At 67.3% G+C, this 18,352-nt stretch carries 15 protein-coding genes; 9 read left to right on the forward strand and 6 right to left on the reverse strand.

Going from position 1 to position 18,352, the window contains the following annotated elements; translation table 11 throughout:
- Window positions 1-8: 8 nt before the first annotated feature.
- The gene (locus tag DK847_RS02425) at window positions 9-275 is read left to right on the forward strand and encodes a helix-turn-helix domain-containing protein (protein WP_111196007.1); all 267 of its coding nucleotides are present in this window, start codon (window positions 9-11) and stop codon (window positions 273-275) included.
- A 22-nt stretch (window positions 276-297) separates the two neighbouring features.
- On the forward strand, window positions 298-2,022 hold the full coding sequence (locus DK847_RS02430; protein ID WP_111196008.1) for a SulP family inorganic anion transporter: 1,725 nt from the start codon (window positions 298-300) through the stop codon (window positions 2,020-2,022).
- Here the strand turns inward: DK847_RS02430 and DK847_RS02435 are convergent.
- Window positions 1,934-3,652 (reverse strand): glycosyltransferase, encoded by a 1,719-nt coding sequence (locus DK847_RS02435; protein WP_146256018.1) that lies wholly within the window; start codon window positions 3,650-3,652, stop codon window positions 1,934-1,936. The genes DK847_RS02430 and DK847_RS02435 overlap by 89 nt on opposite strands.
- Before the next feature lie 143 nt (window positions 3,653-3,795).
- Between DK847_RS02435 and DK847_RS02440 the strand changes: the two genes are divergently transcribed.
- Window positions 3,796-4,617, forward strand: coding sequence for a transporter substrate-binding domain-containing protein (locus DK847_RS02440; protein WP_161957110.1), 822 nt, complete (start codon window positions 3,796-3,798; stop codon window positions 4,615-4,617).
- Here the strand turns inward: DK847_RS02440 and DK847_RS02445 are convergent.
- Both DK847_RS02445 and DK847_RS02450 read right to left on the reverse strand, forming a co-directional pair.
- The gene (locus DK847_RS02445) at window positions 4,593-5,672 is read right to left on the reverse strand and encodes a quinone-dependent dihydroorotate dehydrogenase (RefSeq protein WP_111196011.1); all 1,080 of its coding nucleotides are present in this window, start codon (window positions 5,670-5,672) and stop codon (window positions 4,593-4,595) included. The genes DK847_RS02440 and DK847_RS02445 overlap by 25 nt on opposite strands.
- Window positions 5,669-6,007 carry a DUF952 domain-containing protein gene (locus tag DK847_RS02450; protein ID WP_111196012.1) on the reverse strand — a complete coding sequence of 113 codons (339 nt, stop codon included), beginning with the start codon at window positions 6,005-6,007 and terminating at the stop codon, window positions 5,669-5,671. Before DK847_RS02450 ends, DK847_RS02445 begins: the two co-directional genes overlap by 4 nt.
- A 99-nt stretch (window positions 6,008-6,106) precedes the next feature.
- Here DK847_RS02450 and DK847_RS02455 point away from each other — a divergent pair, with 99 nt between their 5' ends.
- From DK847_RS02455 to DK847_RS02470, 4 genes are all read left to right on the forward strand, one after another.
- The gene (locus DK847_RS02455; RefSeq protein ID WP_111196328.1) at window positions 6,107-6,742 is read left to right on the forward strand and encodes a S24 family peptidase; all 636 of its coding nucleotides are present in this window, start codon (window positions 6,107-6,109) and stop codon (window positions 6,740-6,742) included.
- A gap of 121 nt (window positions 6,743-6,863) precedes the next feature.
- Entirely contained in the window at window positions 6,864-8,342 is a 1,479-nt protein-coding gene (locus DK847_RS02460) for a DUF4153 domain-containing protein (RefSeq protein ID WP_111196013.1), read from the forward strand.
- A gap of 116 nt (window positions 8,343-8,458) precedes the next feature.
- Window positions 8,459-9,994, forward strand: coding sequence for a magnesium-protoporphyrin IX monomethyl ester anaerobic oxidative cyclase (bchE, locus tag DK847_RS02465; RefSeq protein ID WP_111196014.1), 1,536 nt, complete (start codon window positions 8,459-8,461; stop codon window positions 9,992-9,994).
- Window positions 9,995-10,037: 43 nt separating this feature from the next.
- On the forward strand, window positions 10,038-10,787 hold the full coding sequence (locus DK847_RS02470; protein WP_111196015.1) for a helix-turn-helix domain-containing protein: 750 nt from the start codon (window positions 10,038-10,040) through the stop codon (window positions 10,785-10,787).
- Here DK847_RS02470 and DK847_RS02475 read toward each other — a convergent pair.
- Both DK847_RS02475 and DK847_RS02480 read right to left on the reverse strand, forming a co-directional pair.
- Window positions 10,759-12,387 carry a lysine--tRNA ligase gene (locus DK847_RS02475; protein ID WP_111196016.1) on the reverse strand — a complete coding sequence of 543 codons (1,629 nt, stop codon included), beginning with the start codon at window positions 12,385-12,387 and terminating at the stop codon, window positions 10,759-10,761. The two genes, DK847_RS02470 and DK847_RS02475, sit on opposite strands and share 29 nt — an antisense overlap.
- A 223-nt stretch (window positions 12,388-12,610) precedes the next feature.
- Window positions 12,611-13,462 carry a dienelactone hydrolase family protein gene (locus DK847_RS02480; protein ID WP_111196017.1) on the reverse strand — a complete coding sequence of 284 codons (852 nt, stop codon included), beginning with the start codon at window positions 13,460-13,462 and terminating at the stop codon, window positions 12,611-12,613.
- 67 nt (window positions 13,463-13,529) lie between these two features.
- On the opposite strand from DK847_RS02480, the gene DK847_RS02485 reads away from it, so the two are divergent.
- Both DK847_RS02485 and DK847_RS02490 read left to right on the forward strand, forming a co-directional pair.
- A complete protein-coding gene (locus DK847_RS02485; protein ID WP_111196018.1) occupies window positions 13,530-16,340 on the forward strand; it encodes an ATP-dependent DNA helicase in 2,811 nt (936 codons plus the stop codon).
- A gap of 25 nt (window positions 16,341-16,365) precedes the next feature.
- Window positions 16,366-16,779: a tellurite resistance TerB family protein gene (locus tag DK847_RS02490; RefSeq protein ID WP_111196019.1), complete on the forward strand. Its 414-nt coding sequence runs from the start codon at window positions 16,366-16,368 to the stop codon at window positions 16,777-16,779.
- Window positions 16,780-16,982: 203 nt separating this feature from the next.
- Here DK847_RS02490 and DK847_RS02495 read toward each other — a convergent pair whose 3' ends face one another.
- Window positions 16,983-18,308: an MATE family efflux transporter gene (locus tag DK847_RS02495; protein ID WP_111196020.1), complete on the reverse strand. Its 1,326-nt coding sequence runs from the start codon at window positions 18,306-18,308 to the stop codon at window positions 16,983-16,985.
- Between the last annotated feature and the right edge of the window lie 44 nt (window positions 18,309-18,352).

Raw genomic sequence — 18,352 nt, forward strand, 5'->3', positions numbered from 1 at the left:
TGTCCGCCATGATCACATCCGCCCAGATCCGCGCCGCCCGTGCCATGCTCGGCATGGACCAGCGCATGCTGGCGGAAAAGTCTGGCCTGTCCCTTCCCACCATCCAGCGCATGGAAGCCAGTGACGGCCAGGTGCGCGGCGTGGTCGACAGCCTGGTGAAGGTCGTCCAGGCGCTCGAGGCGGCTGGCATCGAACTCATTGGCGAGAATGCGCCGAGCAGCGGAGGCGGGCGCGGCGTGCGCTTCCGCGAGCCTAAGGCGCCGCCCAACCCATAAGACAGCAACGGGGCCATCACCGATGTCCGTTCAGACCGCTTCACCCGCCTCGACCCGCAAGCCGCGTGGCGCCAGCTTCGCCGAACTCTTCACTCCCAAGCTGGTGACGGTGCTGCGCGAGGGCTACACGCTGAAGAACCTCAGGGCCGATGCGCTGGCCGGGCTCACCGTGGCCATCGTGGCGCTGCCCCTGTCCATGGCCATTGCCATCGCCTCCGGCGCATCTCCCGCCCAGGGGCTCTACACCGCCGCCGTTGGCGGCTTCCTCGTGTCGCTGCTCGGCGGTTCGCGCTTCCAGATCGGCGGACCCGCCGGCGCCTTCATCGTGCTGGTGTCGGCCACCGTGGCGCAGCACGGCATGGACGGGCTGATCCTCGCCACCTTCCTGTCCGGCCTGCTGCTGGCGCTTGTCGGCTTCCTGCGCCTCGGCACCTTCATCAAGTTCATTCCCTTTCCGGTCACCGTGGGCTTCACCGCCGGCATTGCCGTCATCATCTTCGCCAGCCAGATCAAGGATCTCCTCGGCCTCACCCTCAGCGTGCCGGAACCCGGGCCGCTTCTGGAAAAAATTCCCGTGCTGTGGCAGGCTTTGCCCACACTGTCGCCCTGGGCGCTGGGGCTTTCGGCCGGCACCGCGGGGATCATCGTGGGCCTCAAGCGGCTGCGCCCGCACTGGCCCGGCATGCTGATCGCGGTGACGCTCGCCGCCGTCATCACCTGGAAGCTGGGCCTCGACGTCACCACCATCGGCTCCAAGTTCGGCGGCATTCCCTCGACGCTGCCGGCACCGGCCCTGCCTGCCTTCTCCATGGCGAAGGTGATCGACGTGCTGCCCGCCGCGCTCTCCTTCACGCTGCTGGGCGCCATCGAGTCGCTGCTCTCCGCCGTGGTGGCCGACGGCATGACGGGCCGCCGCCATCGCTCCAACTGCGAACTCGTGGCGCAGGGGGCTGCCAATGTCGGCTCGGCGCTGTTCGGCGGCTTCTGCGTCACCGGCACCATCGCGCGCACTGCCACCAACGTGCGCTCCGGCGCGCACAGCCCGGTGTCGGGCATGCTGCATGCGGTGTTCATCCTGATCTTCATGGCGGTCGCGGCGCCGCTTGCCGCCTATATCCCGCTCGCCGCACTGGCGGGCGTGCTGGCGGTCGTGTCATGGAACATGATCGAGAAGCCGGCGATCGCGGTGCTGGTCCGCTCCGGCTGGGGCGAGGTGGCGGTGCTAGCGGCCACCTTCTTCCTCACCATCTTCCGCGACCTGACGGAGGCCATCATCGTCGGCTTCGCACTGGGCTCCGTGCTGTTCATCCACCGCATGTCGAAGGCCACCGCGGTCGAGACCCACACGCCCTTCGTCGGCGAGGACCAGGCGGATTCGGCCCAGCCGCGCGGCGACTACGACGAGGCGCTGGCGGCCAACCCGGAACTCGTCGTCTATCGCATCACCGGCGCCTTCTTCTTCGGGGCCGCGGCCTCGATCGCCTCGGTGCTGGACCGCATCCAGGACACCCACAAGGCGCTGGTCGTCGACTTCGCCGCCGTGCCCTTCCTCGATTCGACAGGGGCCAATGTCATGGAGGGCCTGGCCCACAAGGCCACAAAGCGCGGCGTGAAGCTGTTCGTGAGCGGTGCCAACCCCGATGTGCGGCGAAGCCTGCTCACCCACGGCGTACGGCCGCCCGCCGTGCACTTCGCTGCCACCATCGACGATGCCCTGACGCAGTACCGCGAGCCCGCTGCGGCCTGACCTGCTGGTAGGCCGCGAAGCCGTGCTCGGTCTTGTTCCAGTGGAACGGCCGGGTGAAGAGTTGCCAGATCGCCATCCACGCCGCGCCCGACATGAGCACCCAGTAGAACGGCATGGTGGCCAGCGTGCCGTACCAGCCTCGGATGCCGCGCCGCAGCAGCGCCCGCCGGGTGAGGATGATGGAGGCGGCATAGCCTGCCACGAAAACGGCGAGGTTCAGCCCGGCGAGGATGATGAGGGAGGTGCCGCGCGGCTCGGCGCGGACGGCCCCCTGCACGTAGAGCAGAACCGTCGCCACCATGCAGATCGGATGCAGCAGCACCGAGACGACCACGGCCAGCGTCAGCACCTGCGCCACCCAGAAGCCGGCCGGGCCCACGTCACGCATGAACACCAGCGGTTCGCGCATGTGGACGAGCCAGGTGACGAGCGAGCCCTTCAGCCAGCGCGCGCGCTGGCGCATCCAGTTGCCCAGCCGCATGTTGGCTTCCTCGAAGGTCAGGCTGTCGAGCACCGCGATGTCATAGCCGAGCCGGGCCAGCCGGAGGCCGAGGTCGGCATCCTCGGTGACATTGTGCGGGTCCCAGGCGCCGACCCGGCGGAGCACCTCCATCCGGAAGTGATTGGAGGTTCCGCCCAGCGTCAGCGGCAGGTTGTGGTTCGCCAGCATCCGCAGCAGTTCGCCGAACCACGTGGCATACTCGGCCGTGAACTGGCGGGTGAGCCAGTTGTCGTTGGGATTGTAGTAGGTGAGCTGCGCCTGCAGGCAGGCCAGGTCGGGCGGTGCCGCGGCAAAGCGCCGGGCCGCCTTTTCCAGCTGGTCCTTCTGCGGAATGTCCTCCGCGTCATAGATGGTGAGCAGCTCGCCCCGGCAGAACTGGAGGGCATAGTTGAGTGCCCGCGGCTTGGTCTGCGGCAGGCCGCGCGGCACGATGATCACTTCGAAATGCGGTTCCAGCGCCAGCCCCGCCACGGCGCGCTGCATCGCGCTGTCTTCCTCCTCGAGCACCAGCTTGATGTCGAGCCTGTCCTGCGGATAGCGCAGCTGGCGCAGCGCCCCGATCAGCTGGTCGAGCACCGACACCTCGCGGAACAGCGGCACCATGACCGAATAGACCGGCCATGCGTCGTCGGCGATCGCCTGCAGCGGTGGCCGCGGCCGGGTCACCGGCGGCAGGAAGCACAGCAGGCGCAGCGCCACCACGCCGAGGAAGAAGGCCCCGCTTGCCGCCGAAGCAAGGGTGATGAACAGCGGCCCGGGCAGGTGGATGGCGGCGATGATCACCCCCGCCACGAGCGACAGCAGCACCATGGCCTGCGCCGGCGTGATCAGCCGGCTGGCGGTGAAGCGCGGCCAGCGCCGCGCCAGGCCCCAGGTTGCCTCGCGCAGCAGCGTGGCGCCATGCACACATCGCACCGCCTCGCCGAAAGCCTCGGGCTCGGCATAGGCGACGACGCCGAGCCCCTGTTCGCGGGCAGCGCGCAGCGCGGGCTGCCCGCTCACCGCATGCAGCACCAAGCCGGGCAGGCTCACTGCCCGCATGACCTTGGTCTTCAGCGCCTCGTGCAGTTCATCCTTGGGCAGCCGCCGCACCAGGTCACAGAGCGCATCCTGGTCCAGACGGGGCAAGACTTCGCCCGTGGCCCCGTCTATGCTGAGCCCGGTTGCCGGAGACTCGCCGAAGCCTTGGTGATCATGATCCGACAACACTGCCTGCCCCTGCCAATGGCCCGATGATGCGACGTAACGTAAAGTTTTCTACAGCCTCCCGGATGTTTTTCGCGCTGCTTCTTCTATCAGGAGTTGCAGAGGCCCAGGACACGCCACCTGTCGCCTACCAGCCGCCCCTGTTCCGGGCGGCGGAGGAGCAGGCCCGCCCCAAGCTTCCCGAGAACCTCTCGGTCAAGCTCATCGCCGATGAGGATTTCGCCCCCTACAGCTTCCTGTCGCGCACCGGTTCGCCCGCCGGCATTTCGGTGGAGATTGCCATTGCCGCCTGCGAACAGGCACGGCTGGCCTGCACGGTGGAGGTGCGGCCCTTCGCCGAGATCCTGCCCGCGCTGGCGCGCGGCGAGGCGGATGTCGCCGTGACCGGCCCCCGCCTCGACGAGAAGAGCCTCGCCGCAGCACGCATGACGAGGCCCTATTTCCGCATCATGGGCCGCTTTGCCGTGGCCAATACCAGCACCCTCGACAGCGCCACGGCGCGCAGCCTTGCCGGGCGGCGCATCGGGGTGGTGAAGGACACGGTGCACGCCCGCTGGCTTGCCACCTATTATTCCACCGCCCGCATCACCCCCTATGACGACCTCGCCAAGGCGGGCGCGGCCCTCAAGGCGGGCGAGGTCGACGTGCTCTTCGGCGACAATCTGCAGGTCATCTACTGGGTTGCCGGCGAAGCGGCGGCAGCCTGCTGCCGCCTGCTCGACGGCGCCTATTCGGACTTCGACTATTTCAGCCGCAACTTGGCCTTCCTGGTCCGGCGTGACCGGGCCGAACTGGCGCAGGCCTTCGACTATGGCCTCGACAAGGCGCAGGCCACGGGGTCGACCGCGAAGATCCTGCGGACCTACGTGCCGCTCGACCCGTGGTGAGCCAGCGCTGCCGCATCGCTTCCGCGCTGGCTGGCAAGGGGCAGCCGCGCCGCCTCGGCCGACAGGTGGCGGAGGATCGCGGTCACCAGGGCCGGCCCCTGGTAAACCAGCGCCGAATAGAGCTGCACGAGGCTGGCACCGGCGCGGATCTTCATCAGCGCCGAGGGACCGTCATGCACGCCGCCCACGCCGACCAGCGGGATGCGGCCGCCGGTGAGCAGGAACATGCGCGCCAGCTGCCGGGTGGACAGCGCCAGCAGCGGTGCCCCCGACAGGCCGCCCTGCTCGCCTGCACCGGGGCTGCGCAGCCCGCCGCGTGACAGCGTGGTGTTGGACACGATGATGCCGTCGACCGCACCTCCGCCGCAGGCCGCCGCGATGTCCTCCAACTCGTCCTCGCGCAGGTCCGGCGCGATCTTCAGCAGCATGGGCGGCTTGTGCGCATGGCGGGCGCGCTCGTCATTGAGCCGCGCCAGAAGCTGCTCCAGTTCGGCGCGCGACTGCAGCCCGCGCAGGCCCGGCGTGTTGGGCGACGAGATGTTCACGGTGAAATAGGACGCGAGATGCGCGAAGGCGGCGATGCCCTCGACATAATCGCCGATGCGGTCTGCCGACTCCTTGTTGGCGCCGATGTTCACGCCGACAATGCCGCCGCGGTCCCGCCGCGCCGCGAGCCGCCGCAACGCCGCCGCGTGGCCCGCGTTGTTGAAGCCCATGCGGTTGATCACCGCGCGGTCCTCGGCCAGGCGGAACAGCCGGGGCCGGGGGTTGCCCGCCTGCGGCCGGGGCGTCACCGTGCCGATCTCGGTGAAGCCGAAGCCCAGCGCCAGCATGGCGTCCGGCACCTCGGCATTCTTGTCGAAGCCCGCGGCAAGCCCCAGCGGATTGGGAAAGCGCAGGCCGAGGGCCTCGACCGCAAGACCCGGCGCCGCGGCGGTGGGCCCTGCCAGAGGAAGGGCCTGGAGGGCCCGTATCGTCAGGCCATGGGCGGTCTCGGCGTCGAGTGCATGGAGCACGGGCCGGGCCAGCGGAAAGGCGAGTGCGGCGAGGCTCATGCCGCACCCCGGGGAAAGCGGTGCGCGCCACCTTCGAGCGGCAGCGGATCGACCGAGACGGCCAGCGCCGTGTCGATCGCGCCATAGACATGGGGAAACAGGTCGCCGCCGCGCGAGGGCTCCCACCTCAGGTTGGGAAGGTCCTCCTCGCGGAAACCCACCAAGACCAGGCCATCCTGCCCGGCGAAGTGCCGGGCCGCCGTCTCCCGCATCTGGCCGGCGGTGGACAAATGGATGAAGCCGTCCGCCACGTCCACGGCGGAGCCGGTGAACAGGCCCACGGCCTGGGCCGCGTCCCACTGGTCGGCGGCAAGGATCTTGTAGAGGATTCGCATGGGCGCGGACCATAGGCCCCGCTTTGCGTCTGGACAATCGCCGCCACACAAGGTATAGCTTCCTACAACTATGAACTTTTACTCCCACCGGAGGGCATGATGCTCACTCACAAGCAGGTCTGGAACGCCATCGACACCATCGCCGAACGTTACGGCTTCTCGGCCTCGGGGCTCGCCAAGAAGTCGGGTCTCGACCCGACGTCCTTCAACCCCTCGAAGCGCAACGGCCCCGACGGCCGCCCGCGCTGGCCCACCATGGAGTCGATCTCGCGCCTGCTGCAGGCGTCGGGCGCCTCGATGGAGGAATTCTCCGAACTGCTGATCGGCCGCCGCGGCCAGCCGCCCAAGCTGCGCCAGATCCCGCTTCTGGGCCTCGCCAAGGCGGGCAAGGGCGGCTTCTTCGATGATTCGGGCTTCCCCTCCGGCAATGGCTGGGACGAGATCGATGTACCGGGCGTCACCGACCCCAATTCCTACGCGCTCGAGATCACCGGCGACTCGATGCTGCCCGTCTACCGCGAGGGTGACATCATCATCCTCTCGCCCTCGGCCGCCGTCAGGAAGGGCGACCGCGTGGTGGTCCGCCTCAATGACGGCCAGGTCATGGCCAAGGTCATGCAGCGCCAGACCTCGAAGACCCTCGAACTCGCGTCGTTCAATCCGAACCACGCCACCAAGAACCTCGACATGAAGGACGTGGACTGGATCGCCCGCATCATGTGGGCGAGCCAGTAAGCGGATTGCCAGCCCCCGCACGACTTGTGCGGAGCGGGGGCAAGAAGCGGCAAGGACCGGCGATGGCAGGTTGGGCCTGATCCGTCCACATGGTGATCTCCGATCGAAATCGAGGATCACCATGACTGATGTTCCCGCCGCGGAGGTCTTGCCCCGCTCCCATTCTGTCGCCCTTCGTTTCGCCATGCCGGCCGCTCTGGCCGGCCTCACCGGTATCGCATGGCAAGCCGGCCTGCCCGGCAGCGTCATTGCCGCCGTGCCGGCGGGCCTCTTGTTGCTCATCTGCACTCCGCTGGACTGGCCGCGGCGCAGCGCCTCGTTCAAGCTCATGCTGCTGCTGGCGGTGGGCGCCGTGCTGGCCATCGCCCTCGAGCCGGGGCCGCTGAACCTCGCCATCGGCTGGTGCTGCCTTGCCCTGCTCATGCTTATGGCGCGCGGCGACTCGCTGGCCAATCCGCTGCAGGCCGTGCTGTCGATGGCCGGGCGCGCGGTCCTGTCACCCATCTCCGGCACTGAGGCCGCGCGCCAAGCCTGCCGCACCGCCAGGGCCGGGCTTCCCACCCGCTTCGACAGCCGCACGGCCATCGTGCCCCTGCTTTCCGTCATGGCCTTCACGCTACTCTTCATGTCGGCGAACCAGGCCTTCAGCGACATCATGGTACAGCTGTTCGACATCAGGTTCGATCCGCTGTGGCTGTGGACGCTCTTGGTGTCGCTTCTGGCGCTGCTGAGCTTCCATGCCATCCTGGCGATGCAGGCATTGCGGAGCTTCGACACCACGAGGATCGAGGCCAATGCGCCCTCCTGGCACGACACCCTGTTCGCGCCCGGCGCCGTGATCGCAACACTCGCCGCACTCAATGGCGTGTTCCTGCTCCAGAACGTCCTCGATGCGCAGTATCTCTGGTCCGGCATGCTGGGCACGCCCGGCAATGGCTATGCTGCATATGCCCAGCAGGGTGCCTTCACGCTGATCGCCACCGTGCTGCTCGCCGCGGGGCTGATCATCATTTCGCTGTGGCCCGGCTCGCGCAGCGAGGCCTCGCCCGCCGTGCGCCTGCTGGTCCTGCTGTGGATCCTGCAGAACGGCTTCCTGCTCGCCTCCAGCGCGGCCAGGCTCTCTTTCTACATCGATGCCTATGGCCTCACCCTGTGGCGGCTCGCGAGCCTGATCTGGATGGGCCTTGTCGCCTGCGGCCTCGTGCTGGTGGCCCTGCGCATCTTCCTCGGCCGCAGCAATCTGTGGCTGGTCAATGCCAATCTGGCCGCGGGTTTTCTCCTGCTCTGGGCCTCGGGCTTCGTCGACTTCGCAGGCGTGGTGGCAAACCACAATGCAGCCTGGGGCATGAGAACAAACCACTATGATACCTCCTATATGGCATCGCTCGGGCCGAGCGCGCTGCCGGCGCTCCGCAAGCTCACGGCCATGCGTACCGTCGTCCTGCCGGAAAACCTCGATATCATCGACATTCGGATTTCGCATCTCGAGTACCAGGAGAGACGCCGGCAGGCTGACTGGCGGAGCTGGACGCTGCGTGGAGAACTGATCAGGCGCGCGCTGGCAACAGACACCACCGCTCAACCCTTGTCCGCGAGATAAGCTCTCCCTCCGCACAGCCTGTGCAAAGGCCCGGCAAACACCGGCAAGCTCCGGCGATGGTGGTGGGGTGCCGGGCATCACCACCTCCAAGTCTTCGATCACCACACGAGGACCCCATGCGCAACCCGACATCCCAACCGAGCCCTGCCCTCAGGATCGTCCTGCTGAACTCGCCGCACCGCGCCATCGGCAGCCGCGTGCCGGGCGAGCTGCTGCCGCCGCTGGGCCTGCTGATGGTGGGCGGGCCGCTGATCGATGCGGGCCACCAGGTGCGGCTGATCAATGCTGACATCGCGCCCATGACCATCCCGCAAATCCTGGCGGGGATCGGCCGCGACCTGCCCGATGTGCTGCTCATCGGCCATTCGGGCTCGACCTCGGCCCACCCCGTGGTGCTGGAGATCAGCGCCGCCGTGCGGGCGAAGTGGCCGGACATCACCATCGTCTATGGCGGCGTTCACCCCACCTATCACTGGCAGAGCATCCTGCGCGAGGCGCCGCAGATCGACATCATCGTGCGCGGCGAGGGCGAGGTGACGGCCCCTGCCCTGATGGCGGCGCTCGCCGCGCGAAAGCCGTTGATCGGCGTTCCCGGCCTCGCCTTCCGCTGGGCCGGCGAGCCTTTCGCCACGAAGCCCGCCCCCATGCTCACCGAGCTCGACCAGGCGCGGATCGGCTGGGAGCTCATCGACTTCGCGCGGCACTCCTATTGGGGCGGCAAGCGCGCGGTGGTGATGCAGTTCTCCCGCGGCTGCCCGCATCTTTGCACCTATTGCGGCCAGCGCGGCTTCTGGACCAAGTGGCGCCACCGCGACCCTGTGGCCTTCGCCCGGGAGATCGCGCGGCTTCACCGCGAGAAGGGTGTCGAGCTCGTCAATCTCGCCGACGAGAACCCGACCTCCTCCCGCGTGGCCTGGAAGGCATTCCTGGAGGCGATGATCGCCGAGAAGGTGCCGGTCCACATCATCGGCTCGACGCGCGCCGACGACATCGTGCGCGATGCCGACCTCTTGCCGCTTTACAAGAAGGCCGGCTGCCTGCGCTTCCTGCTCGGCATCGAAGCGACCGACGAAGCGACGCTCACGACGCTTCGCAAGGGCGGAACCACGACGAAGGACCGCCAGGCGATCCAGTTGCTGCGGGCCCACGGCATGATCGGGCTGTGCACCTTCGCTGTCGGCTTCGAGGAGGAAACCGACGCAGATTACTGGCGGCTGCTGCGGAACCTGCTGTCCTATGACCCGGACCAGGTGATCTCGCTCTTCGCCACGCCCCACCGCTGGACACCCTTTCACCGCCAGAGCGCCCACCGCCGCATCATCCAGCGCGACCTGCGCCTGTGGGACTACAAGCACCAGGTGCTCGAAACGCCGCGCGTGCCGGCCTGGCGCGTTTTTCTCTGGGTGAAGCTCATCGAGGCGGTGCTGCAGGCCCGCCCCAAGGCACTATGGCGCGCCTATCTCCAGCCCGACCCGGTGCTGCGCCAGTCCCAGCGCTGGTACACCCGCATGGGCCGGCGCGTGTGGCTGCGGGAGTTCCGCGACTTTTTCCTGTTTCCCAGCCGCCCCGGGCCAACAGTTGCCGAATTCTCCGGCGAGGAGCAATTGCCGGAGCAGGCGCTGGCCCGCCATCCCCGGATCGCCGCCGAATGAGCACCGCCTTGCCCCAGCCGGTGGAATCGGGAATGGTTCGGCCATGTCAGAACCAGGCCCCTCACCGGACGGCCAGCGGCCTGCCGCCCAGCTCATCCGGGATGAGCTGGCCCGCCGCCGCCTGTCGCGCGCCCAGCTCGCGGCCATGGCGAAGGTCAGCCTGTCGTCGCTGGAAAAACTGCTCTCGGGGCAGAGAACCCCCACCGAGCAGACCCTGATCCGGCTGGAGCAGGCGCTGGACATCAGGCTTCGCCATGAGGCGGCAAGTGCGGGCCAGGTGGCCCCCGCCTGGCTCGGCGCCTATAGCCGCGCCGCGGTGCAGTGGATGGAGGGTGCCTATCTCACACTCCGCCCCTCCTCCTCCGGGAGCGGCAGCATCTATGCCTATGTAACCGAGGTGCAATGGGACGCGGCGCAATCCTGCCTCGCCTTCCGCGAGCGCGAGCGGCTGGACGGCGACTATGCCCAGGCCGGCACCGTGTCGGTGCCGCACCAGACGGGACATGTCTATCTGGTGACCAACCGCCACGGGCAATACCGCATGGCGATCCTGTCACGCCCGCTCATCCGCGGCGAGATGTTCGGCATCTTGGCGACGCTGCAGACGGGCCGTGGCTCGCAGCTGCTGCCGGTGGCGGCCCCTCTCGCCCTCGTACCGCTGGGCGAGGGCCAAAAGCTGGGCCGCATCGCCGCCGGCATGGCAGAGCATTCCGCCTATGCCGCCATCCTGAAACGCGCCGTGGACGAGGACTTCGCGCGCCTCCTCATGCCGGCTGCGCCAGCTCTCCCTTGACCGCCCGCCCGATCAGCGCGCGCGTGTTGTCGATGCCATAGAGCGCCACGAAGCTGCCGAAGCGCGGGCCCTTCTCCTCGCCCAGCAGCACCTGGTAGAGCATGTTGAACCAGCCCTGGCCCACACCCACCGAACCATCCTTCTGCGTCACCGTGTAGGGCTCGCGCCGCCCCACCTCATAAATTTTCTGCTGGATATCCTCGGGCGATGACTGCGCCGGCAGCGTGGAGAGCGCTTCAGCGAGATCAGCGAGCGCCTTCGCTTCATCCTCCGCAGGCGGACGATATTGCTTCTTCGGCTTCACGAAGTCATCGAAGTAGCGAAGCGCGTGCTTGGCCAGAAGGTCGAGGCGGGGATGGGTTTCGGGCGAAAGCTGTGGCTGGTATCGCCTGATGAAGTTCCACAGCGCCGACTTGTCATGGGCGTTGGCCACGGCCGCGAGGTTCAGCAGTAGCGCGAAGGAAATGCCGCCCTCCTCAGGTGCGGGCGGGTTGCCGCCATGTATGTGCCACACCGGGTTCATCAGCCGGTCCACGGGCTTGTCCGCCTGGCGCTGATAGGCCGAGAGGAAGGCGCCGTAATCATCGACCGCCCGCGGGATCACGTCGAAATAGAGCCGCTTCGCCTCGCGCGGCTTGTTGTACATGAACAGCGCCAGCGACTCGGGGTCGGCATAGGTCAGCCACTCGTCGATGGTGAGGCCATTGCCCTTGGACTTCGAGATCTTCTGGCCCACGTCGTCGAGGAACAGCTCGTAGACATAGTGCTCTGGTGCCTCCGCGCCGAGGATCTCGCAGATCCGGTCATAGATCGGGGCGTTGGTCTGGTGGTCCTTGCCGAACATCTCGAAGTCGACGCCCAGGGCCGCCCAGCGCATGCCGAAGTCCGGCTTCCACTGCAGCTTGGTGCGCCCGCCGCGCACGTCCATGGTGACGTCGCTGCCGTCCTCGTCGGTGAAGGTGATGGTGCCGGCCTTCGCATCCACCTTCTTCATCGGCACGTAGAGGACACGGCCGGAGGTCGGCGAGATCGGCAGGAAGGGCGAATAGGTCGCCTGTCGCTCCTCGCCGAGGGTGGGCAGCATCACGGCCATGATGTCGTCGAACTTCTCCAGCGCGCGGATCAGCATCGCGTCGAACTTGCCCGACTTGTAGTATTCGGTCGCCGAGGCGAATTCGTACTGGAAGCCGAAGGTGTCGAGGAAGCGGCGGAGCATGGCATTGTTGTGGTCGCCGAAGCTCTTGTAACCGCCGCCGAAGGGGTTGGGCACGGCGGTCAAGGGCATGTGGAGATAGGGCTTCAGCGCGGCAGGATCCGGCACCGTATCGGGGATCTTGCGCATGCCGTCCATGTCGTCCGAGAAGCACAAGAGCTTCGTCGGGATGTCGCAGAGCAGCTCGAAGGCGCGCCGCACCATGGTGGTGCGCGCCACCTCGCCGAAGGTGCCGATATGGGGAAGCCCCGAGGGACCATAGCCCGTCTCGAACAGCACCTCCTTCTTGCCCGTCCGTTTGACGCGCGCCACCAGCTTGCGGGCTTCCTCGAAAGGCCAGGCCTTGCTGGTCTCTGCGGCGGCACGAAGGGCGGGATCGACGGTCATTTGCTGCGGGTTCCGGGATTGAAGGGAGCCCGCTGTTTAGGGAGGTGTGGGGCCGGGGTCAATCACGGGTGGGGTTTCCACTTCGCACCGCCCTCAGCTCATCATGGCCGGGCTTGACCCGGCCATCCTCTTCCCGGCCCTAAAGAGGATCGCCGGGACAAGCCCGGCGATGATGGGTGGGAGGGGAAGACATAGCTTTCGCCGGGATGACGGACAGGAGGATTTACGAAAGATACTTCCGGAAGAACCCGATGGTCCTCCCCCAGGCGAGGTCCGCCGCGTCCTTGTTGTATCTTGCCGCATTGGTGTCGTTGTTGAAGGCGTGGTTCACGCCGTCATAGACGAAGAGCTCGAATACCTTGCCATCGGCCTTCAGCGCCGCCTCGTAGTCCTTGATGCCGGCATTGATGCGCTCGTCGAGGCCGGCATAATGCAGCATGAGGGGTGCAGTGATCTTCGGCACCTCGGCCGCCTTGGGCTGCATGCCATAATAGGCGACGCCCGCCTTGAGGTTCAGGTCACCCGTGACGGCCAGCGCATTGACCGCCCCGCCGCCCCAGCAGAAGCCCACCGCACCCACCTTGCCGTTGCCGCCGTCGATCTTCGCCAGCGCATCCACCGCGGACTGGCTGAAGGCCACCACCGCCTCGGGCTTCAGTTCCTTGAACATCTCGCGGGCCTTTTCCTCATCCGCCGGGGTGCCGCCCAGCGGGGTGAGGTAATCCGCACCAAAGGCGATGAAGCCCTCCTTGGCCATCCGCCGCGTCACGTCCTTGATGTGGGGGTTGAGGCCTCGATTCTCGTGGATGACCAGCACCACGGGATAGGTTCCCGCCGCCTTGGGCCGCACCAAATAGCCCTTGATGCCCGGGGCGATCTCCGTCATCTCGGCCGTGATGGCAGGGTCGTTCTCCGGCACCATCTCCGCATGAGCATAGTTGTTCTCGAGCAGGGGGAGCAGCGCCGTGGCGGCAGCCGCCGAGCCCGCGAGCCCCGTCAGACGCTCCAGGAAGTCCCGCCGGTTCATGCCGCCATGCGTGTAGCGGTCAAAGAGATCGATGAATTTCTGCTCCATGTGCTCCGTTCCTCTTCCGTTCGGCTGTCCCAGTCTTTAAACGTGGACCCAAGACATCAGGATGACAATGGATTCGACCCTTCGCACCGCCGTGGCGTCCGGCATGGGCGCCGTGATCGGCGGCGAACCCATGGAACCCGCGCATGCGCTGGCGGAACTCGCAGCACGGCCGCACCTGATCTGCCACTCGGCCTTCTTCATCGAGCGCCTGGGCGTCGCCTCGCAGGCGCCACGCGCCGCCGTGCGGGCGGCGCGCGAGCAGCGGCATTTCGACGTGGCCGAACTCTTTGCCTTCGTCTGCCCGGCCCGCTTCGCCACGCCGACGCCGACGGGTTTCGCCCGGTCTCTCGCCATCGACGAAGGTGCCGATGACGAGGAGACGGTGCGCCTCATCGCCGAAGATCTTCTGAATCGCCTTGCCAGCAAGCATTATCCGCTGCTGCGCGAGACGGCGGAGAACGCCACCTTCCTCGCCCGCGCCAAATGGCCCTGGGCCGAAAGCGTGATGCGTGCGCTGATGACGGCGAACCCGAAGATGGACATCGGCAGCTTCGCAACCGGCCTCAATGCCTGGGACAGGATCGAGGAATGGGAGGAGGACGGCGGCCGCGCGCCGGGCCGGCAGGACGCGATCGCAGCGGAAGAGGCCCAGCGCTTCCTGCGCGAGGTGCTGGGATCGGACTCAGAGCAGCGCGCCTCGCAGGCGGCCTATGCCGGGGCCGCGACCTTCGCCTTCCAGCCGCGCCAATCAAAAGAGATCAACAATATTTTACTGGCGGAAGCCGGCACGGGACTGGGCAAGACGCTCGGCTATCTCGCGCCCTCGTATCTCTGGGCCAGGAAGAACAACGCTCCCGTGTGGGTCTCGACCTACACCAAGAACCTGCAGCGGCAGCTCGACCAGGAGACCGCGCGCCTGATCGAGGACCCCGAGGAACGCCAGGGCAGGATCGTCATCCGCAAGGGCCGCGAGAACTATGTCTGCCTCCTCAACATGCAGGAGGTCTTCGGCAGGCTCACCTCGGCCAACCCGCGCACGGCACTGCTCGCCGCACTGATCTCGCGCTGGGCACGCTTCACGCGCGATGGCGACATGGTGGGCGGTGATTTCCCCTCCTGGATCCTGTCGCTGTTCAACGACCTCTCGCTCGATGGCGAGTCCCGCGGCGTCACCGCGCAGTCACTGGGCCTCACCGACCGGCGCGGCGAATGCATCTATTCCGCCTGCCCGCATTACCGCCGCTGCTTCATCGAGCGCTCGGTGCGGGCAGGCCGCAACGCCTCGATCGTCATCGCCAACCATGCCCTCGTGCTGCACCAGGCCGCCGTCGACCACGCGCTCGGCATCGCCATCACCGAGGAGGAGGAGGCCGCCCCCGGCGGCATTCGCCGCATCGTCTTCGACGAGGGGCACCACCTGTTCGATGCCGCGGACTCCGCCTTCTCCGGCCACTTGACCGCGCTTGAGACCGCCGAGCTGCGCCGCTGGATCAGGGGACCCGAAGCCGAGCGCCGCCGCGGACGCGGATTGTCGGACCGCATCGGCGATCTTCTGGGCGAGGACGAGAACGGCGAGAAGCTGCTGCAGCAGGTGCTGCGCGCCGCCCTGGCGCTCCCCGGCCCCGGCTGGACACGGCGCGTGCAGGCAGGCCAGCCGGAGGGGCTGGCCGAGAATTTCCTCTCGCTCGTGCGCCAGCAGGTTCTGGCACGGGCCGAGCAGAATGCGGGCTCCGGCCACACCATCGAGACCGACTGCCTGCCGCTGATCGACGGCCTCGCCGATGCGGCGGAGGAACTGATGGGCGCGCTGCTGGACCTGAAGAAGCCCATGTCCGGCCTCGCCAATGCGCTGGCCAAGAAGCTGGACGAACAGGCCGAGGAGCTTTCCACCCACGACCGCGGCCGCATCGAGGCCGTGTCGCGCTCGCTGAAGCGGCGGGGCGAGCTGATGGTGGGCTCCTGGGTCGACATGCTGAAACGGCTGCTGGAGGAGAAGAACCCGCTCTTCGTCGAGTGGTTCGACATCGCCCAGGCCTTCGGCAAGGAACACGACGTCGGGCTCCACTCGCACTGGCTGGACCCGACGGAGCCCATGGCGCTCGCCGTGCTGCGCCAGGCGGACGGCATCGTCATCACCTCGGCCACGCTGAAGGACCGGCCGCCCGATGTGCCGGACGACTGGGCCAATGCCGAGATGCGCACGGGTGCGGTGCACCTGCCCTACCCCGTGAAGCGCGAGAGCTGGGACTCGCCCTTCGACTATCCGGACGCAAGCCGCGTCATCGTGGTGACGGACATGAACCGTGAGGACATGGACCAGGTGGCATCCGCCTATCGCGAGCTCTTCCTCGCTGCGGGCGGCGGGGGCCTCGGGCTCTTCACCGCCATCTCGCGGCTCCGCGCTGTGCACAAGCGGCTGGTGAAGCCCTTGGCCGATGCCGGCCTGCCGCTCTATGCCCAGCACGTGGACCCGATGGACACGGGGACACTGGTCGACATGTTCCGCGCCGAGCGCGATGCCTGCCTATTGGGCACCGACGCAGTGCGCGACGGGGTGGACGTGCCGGGCGACTCGCTGCGCCTCATCGTGCTCGACCGCGTGCCGTGGGGCACGCCGACCATTCTCGAGCGCGCCCGCAAGGAGGCCTTCGGCGGCAATGCGTACACTGACATGGTGGTGCGGCTGAGGCTCAGGCAGGCCTTCGGCCGGCTGATCCGCCGAGCCGGCGACAGGGGCCACTTCGTGGTGCTGGACCCGCGGCTCGCCTCGCGCTTCCTCACCGCCTTCCCGCCGGGCGTCACGGTCTCGCGGCTGGGGCTGGTCGATGCGATCGAGGCGGTGCGTGCACAACTGGACAAGTCACGTTCCAGCACCTAACTGTCAGGGCCTCAGGAGGACCTCAATGCCCGGCACGATCTCGACTGAACAGGCGCTCATCTACACCATGGTCACTATGTCCGGCGTGGAGGGCAAGGTGAACGCCATCGAACTGGCCGAGATCCGCCAGCTGGTGCAGACGCTGCCGATCTTTGCCGACTTCGACGAGCACCGGCTGATGGGTGTCGCCCAGGAGGCAGGTGAAATCCTGCAGGATACGGAGGGCCTGAAAGCCATCCTCGGCCTGATCAAGGGTGCGCTCAAGCCGAAGCTGCGCGAGACGGCCTATGCGCTGGCGGTGGAAGTCGCCGCCTCCGACCTCGCGGTGGGCAAGGAGGAACTCCGCTTCCTCGCCATGCTGCGCGATGCACTGGGGCTGGACAAGCTGGTGACCGCGGCGCTCGAACGCTCGGCGATCGCCCGGTACCAGACGGAGTAGGGTTCACCCATACCCCATCCCCACCACCATCATCGCCGGGCTCGTCCCGGCGATCCTTTTGGTGGCCGCAAGAAGATGGCCGGGACAAGCCCGGCCATGATGAAATTAAGACGAACCTAACTTAGGAAAATATTTCTTGACGTTAATCCTACGATGTGCTAGGTATCAGGCTCGTGCCTGCTGCTGATTGACATCGTGAAGGACTACCCAAACGCCCGGCGCTCCAGCGACGGCATGCGGGTGGCGAAGGTTACCCCGCGGGCGATGAAGAAGATGTTCAGCGCCGCCCAGAGCCCGTGGTTGCCGTAAGGCTGCTCCAGCAGCCACCATGCCAGCAGGAAGATGGCGAGCGACACGATCATCATGTTGCGCATATCCTTCGTCGCCATCGCGCCGGTGAAGATGCCGTCGAACTGGAAGCAGATGACGCCGAGCACGGGCGAGACCGCCACCCAGGGGAGATAGGTCCGTGCCATGTCCCGCACCTCGGGGCTCAATGTCATCATGTCGATGATCGCCGGGCCGAAGACCCAGATGACGAGGGAGCAGAGGACCCCCAGCGCCATGGCCCAGATGCTGGTGAGCCGCACCGCCGCCCGGAAGCGCTCCCGGTTCCTGGCCCCCACCGACTGGCCGACGAGCGCTTCGGAGGCATAGGCGAAGCCGTCGATCAGGTAGGCGGAGACCTCGAAGAGGTTGAGGAGGACGGCATTGGCCGCCACGATGACGTCCCCCGACCGCGCGCCGCGCGCCGTGAAGAAGGTGAAGGCGAAGACGAGGCAGAGCGTCCTGATCATCACGTCGCCGTTCATCAGCAGCGTTCGCTTGAAGCGGGCCGGATCGAGGATGCGCGGCCAGGAGATGTGGGCCCCCATGCCGCGCAGGATCGCCGCCGCCAGCACCAGCGCCAGGGTGACGGCGGACCATTCGGCAATGAGTGCTGCGAGGCCCACGCCGTCCGATGTCATGCCGAGGCCGAGGACGAAGAAGGCCGAGAGCGCCATATTGGTGAGGTTCAGGAACAGCTGCACCACGAAGGCCAGTTTCGCCCGCGACTGGCCGATGAACCAGCCCATGACGCAGTAATTGGCCAGCGCTGCCGGGGCGGCGAAGATGCGGTAATTGAAATAGGTCTCGGCATGGCTCCGCACCTGCGGCGAGCCGCCGATGAGGTTGAAGGCCGCCTCGCGGATCAGCGGCGACAGGATGATCAGGCCGATGCCGGCGGCGAGCCCGATCATCAGCGCACGGATGAGCACGGCGACGAGCTCGGTGCGGTCCCCTGCCCCCAGCGCCTGGGCGGAGAGGCCGCCGGTGGAGAGCCGGAGGAAGCCGAAACCCCAGAACAGGAAGGAGAAGACCAGCGCCCCCACGGCAATGGCCCCGATGTAATAGGGTTCCTTCAGCTGGCCGATGACGGCGGTGTTGACGACACCGATCAAGGGCTCCGAGACGTTGGAGAGCATGATCGGCACCGCCACCGCGAGGACCGAACGGTGCGTCACCTTTGCCTGTGGATCGAAGGACATGGGCTGCTGTTGCGTGTTCGGCGAAGCCAAGTCAAGCTGGGCCT

The organism is Aestuariivirga litoralis (assembly GCF_003234965.1).
Taxonomy (GTDB): Bacteria; Pseudomonadota; Alphaproteobacteria; order Rhizobiales; family Aestuariivirgaceae; genus Aestuariivirga; species Aestuariivirga litoralis.

What these genes read in the sequence shown, in the direction of transcription:
- DK847_RS02455 (WP_111196328.1), top strand. Translation starts at nt 6,107, where the DNA reads ATGCTCACTCACAAGCAGGTCTGGAACGCCATCGACACCATCGCCGAA.
- DK847_RS02450 (WP_111196012.1), bottom strand. Translation starts at nt 6,007, where the DNA reads ATGCGAATCCTCTACAAGATCCTTGCCGCCGACCAGTGGGACGCGGCC.
- DK847_RS02485 (WP_111196018.1), top strand. Translation starts at nt 13,530, where the DNA reads ATGGATTCGACCCTTCGCACCGCCGTGGCGTCCGGCATGGGCGCCGTG.
- DK847_RS02425 (WP_111196007.1), top strand. Translation starts at nt 9, where the DNA reads ATGATCACATCCGCCCAGATCCGCGCCGCCCGTGCCATGCTCGGCATG.
- DK847_RS02430 (WP_111196008.1), top strand. Translation starts at nt 298, where the DNA reads ATGTCCGTTCAGACCGCTTCACCCGCCTCGACCCGCAAGCCGCGTGGC.
- DK847_RS02470 (WP_111196015.1), top strand. Translation starts at nt 10,038, where the DNA reads ATGTCAGAACCAGGCCCCTCACCGGACGGCCAGCGGCCTGCCGCCCAG.
- DK847_RS02440 (WP_161957110.1), top strand. Translation starts at nt 3,796, where the DNA reads ATGTTTTTCGCGCTGCTTCTTCTATCAGGAGTTGCAGAGGCCCAGGAC.
- DK847_RS02490 (WP_111196019.1), top strand. Translation starts at nt 16,366, where the DNA reads ATGCCCGGCACGATCTCGACTGAACAGGCGCTCATCTACACCATGGTC.
- DK847_RS02475 (WP_111196016.1), bottom strand. Translation starts at nt 12,387, where the DNA reads ATGACCGTCGATCCCGCCCTTCGTGCCGCCGCAGAGACCAGCAAGGCC.
- DK847_RS02495 (WP_111196020.1), bottom strand. Translation starts at nt 18,308, where the DNA reads ATGTCCTTCGATCCACAGGCAAAGGTGACGCACCGTTCGGTCCTCGCG.
- DK847_RS02460 (WP_111196013.1), top strand. Translation starts at nt 6,864, where the DNA reads ATGACTGATGTTCCCGCCGCGGAGGTCTTGCCCCGCTCCCATTCTGTC.
- DK847_RS02480 (WP_111196017.1), bottom strand. Translation starts at nt 13,462, where the DNA reads ATGGAGCAGAAATTCATCGATCTCTTTGACCGCTACACGCATGGCGGC.
- DK847_RS02445 (WP_111196011.1), bottom strand. Translation starts at nt 5,672, where the DNA reads ATGAGCCTCGCCGCACTCGCCTTTCCGCTGGCCCGGCCCGTGCTCCAT.
- bchE (WP_111196014.1), top strand. Translation starts at nt 8,459, where the DNA reads ATGCGCAACCCGACATCCCAACCGAGCCCTGCCCTCAGGATCGTCCTG.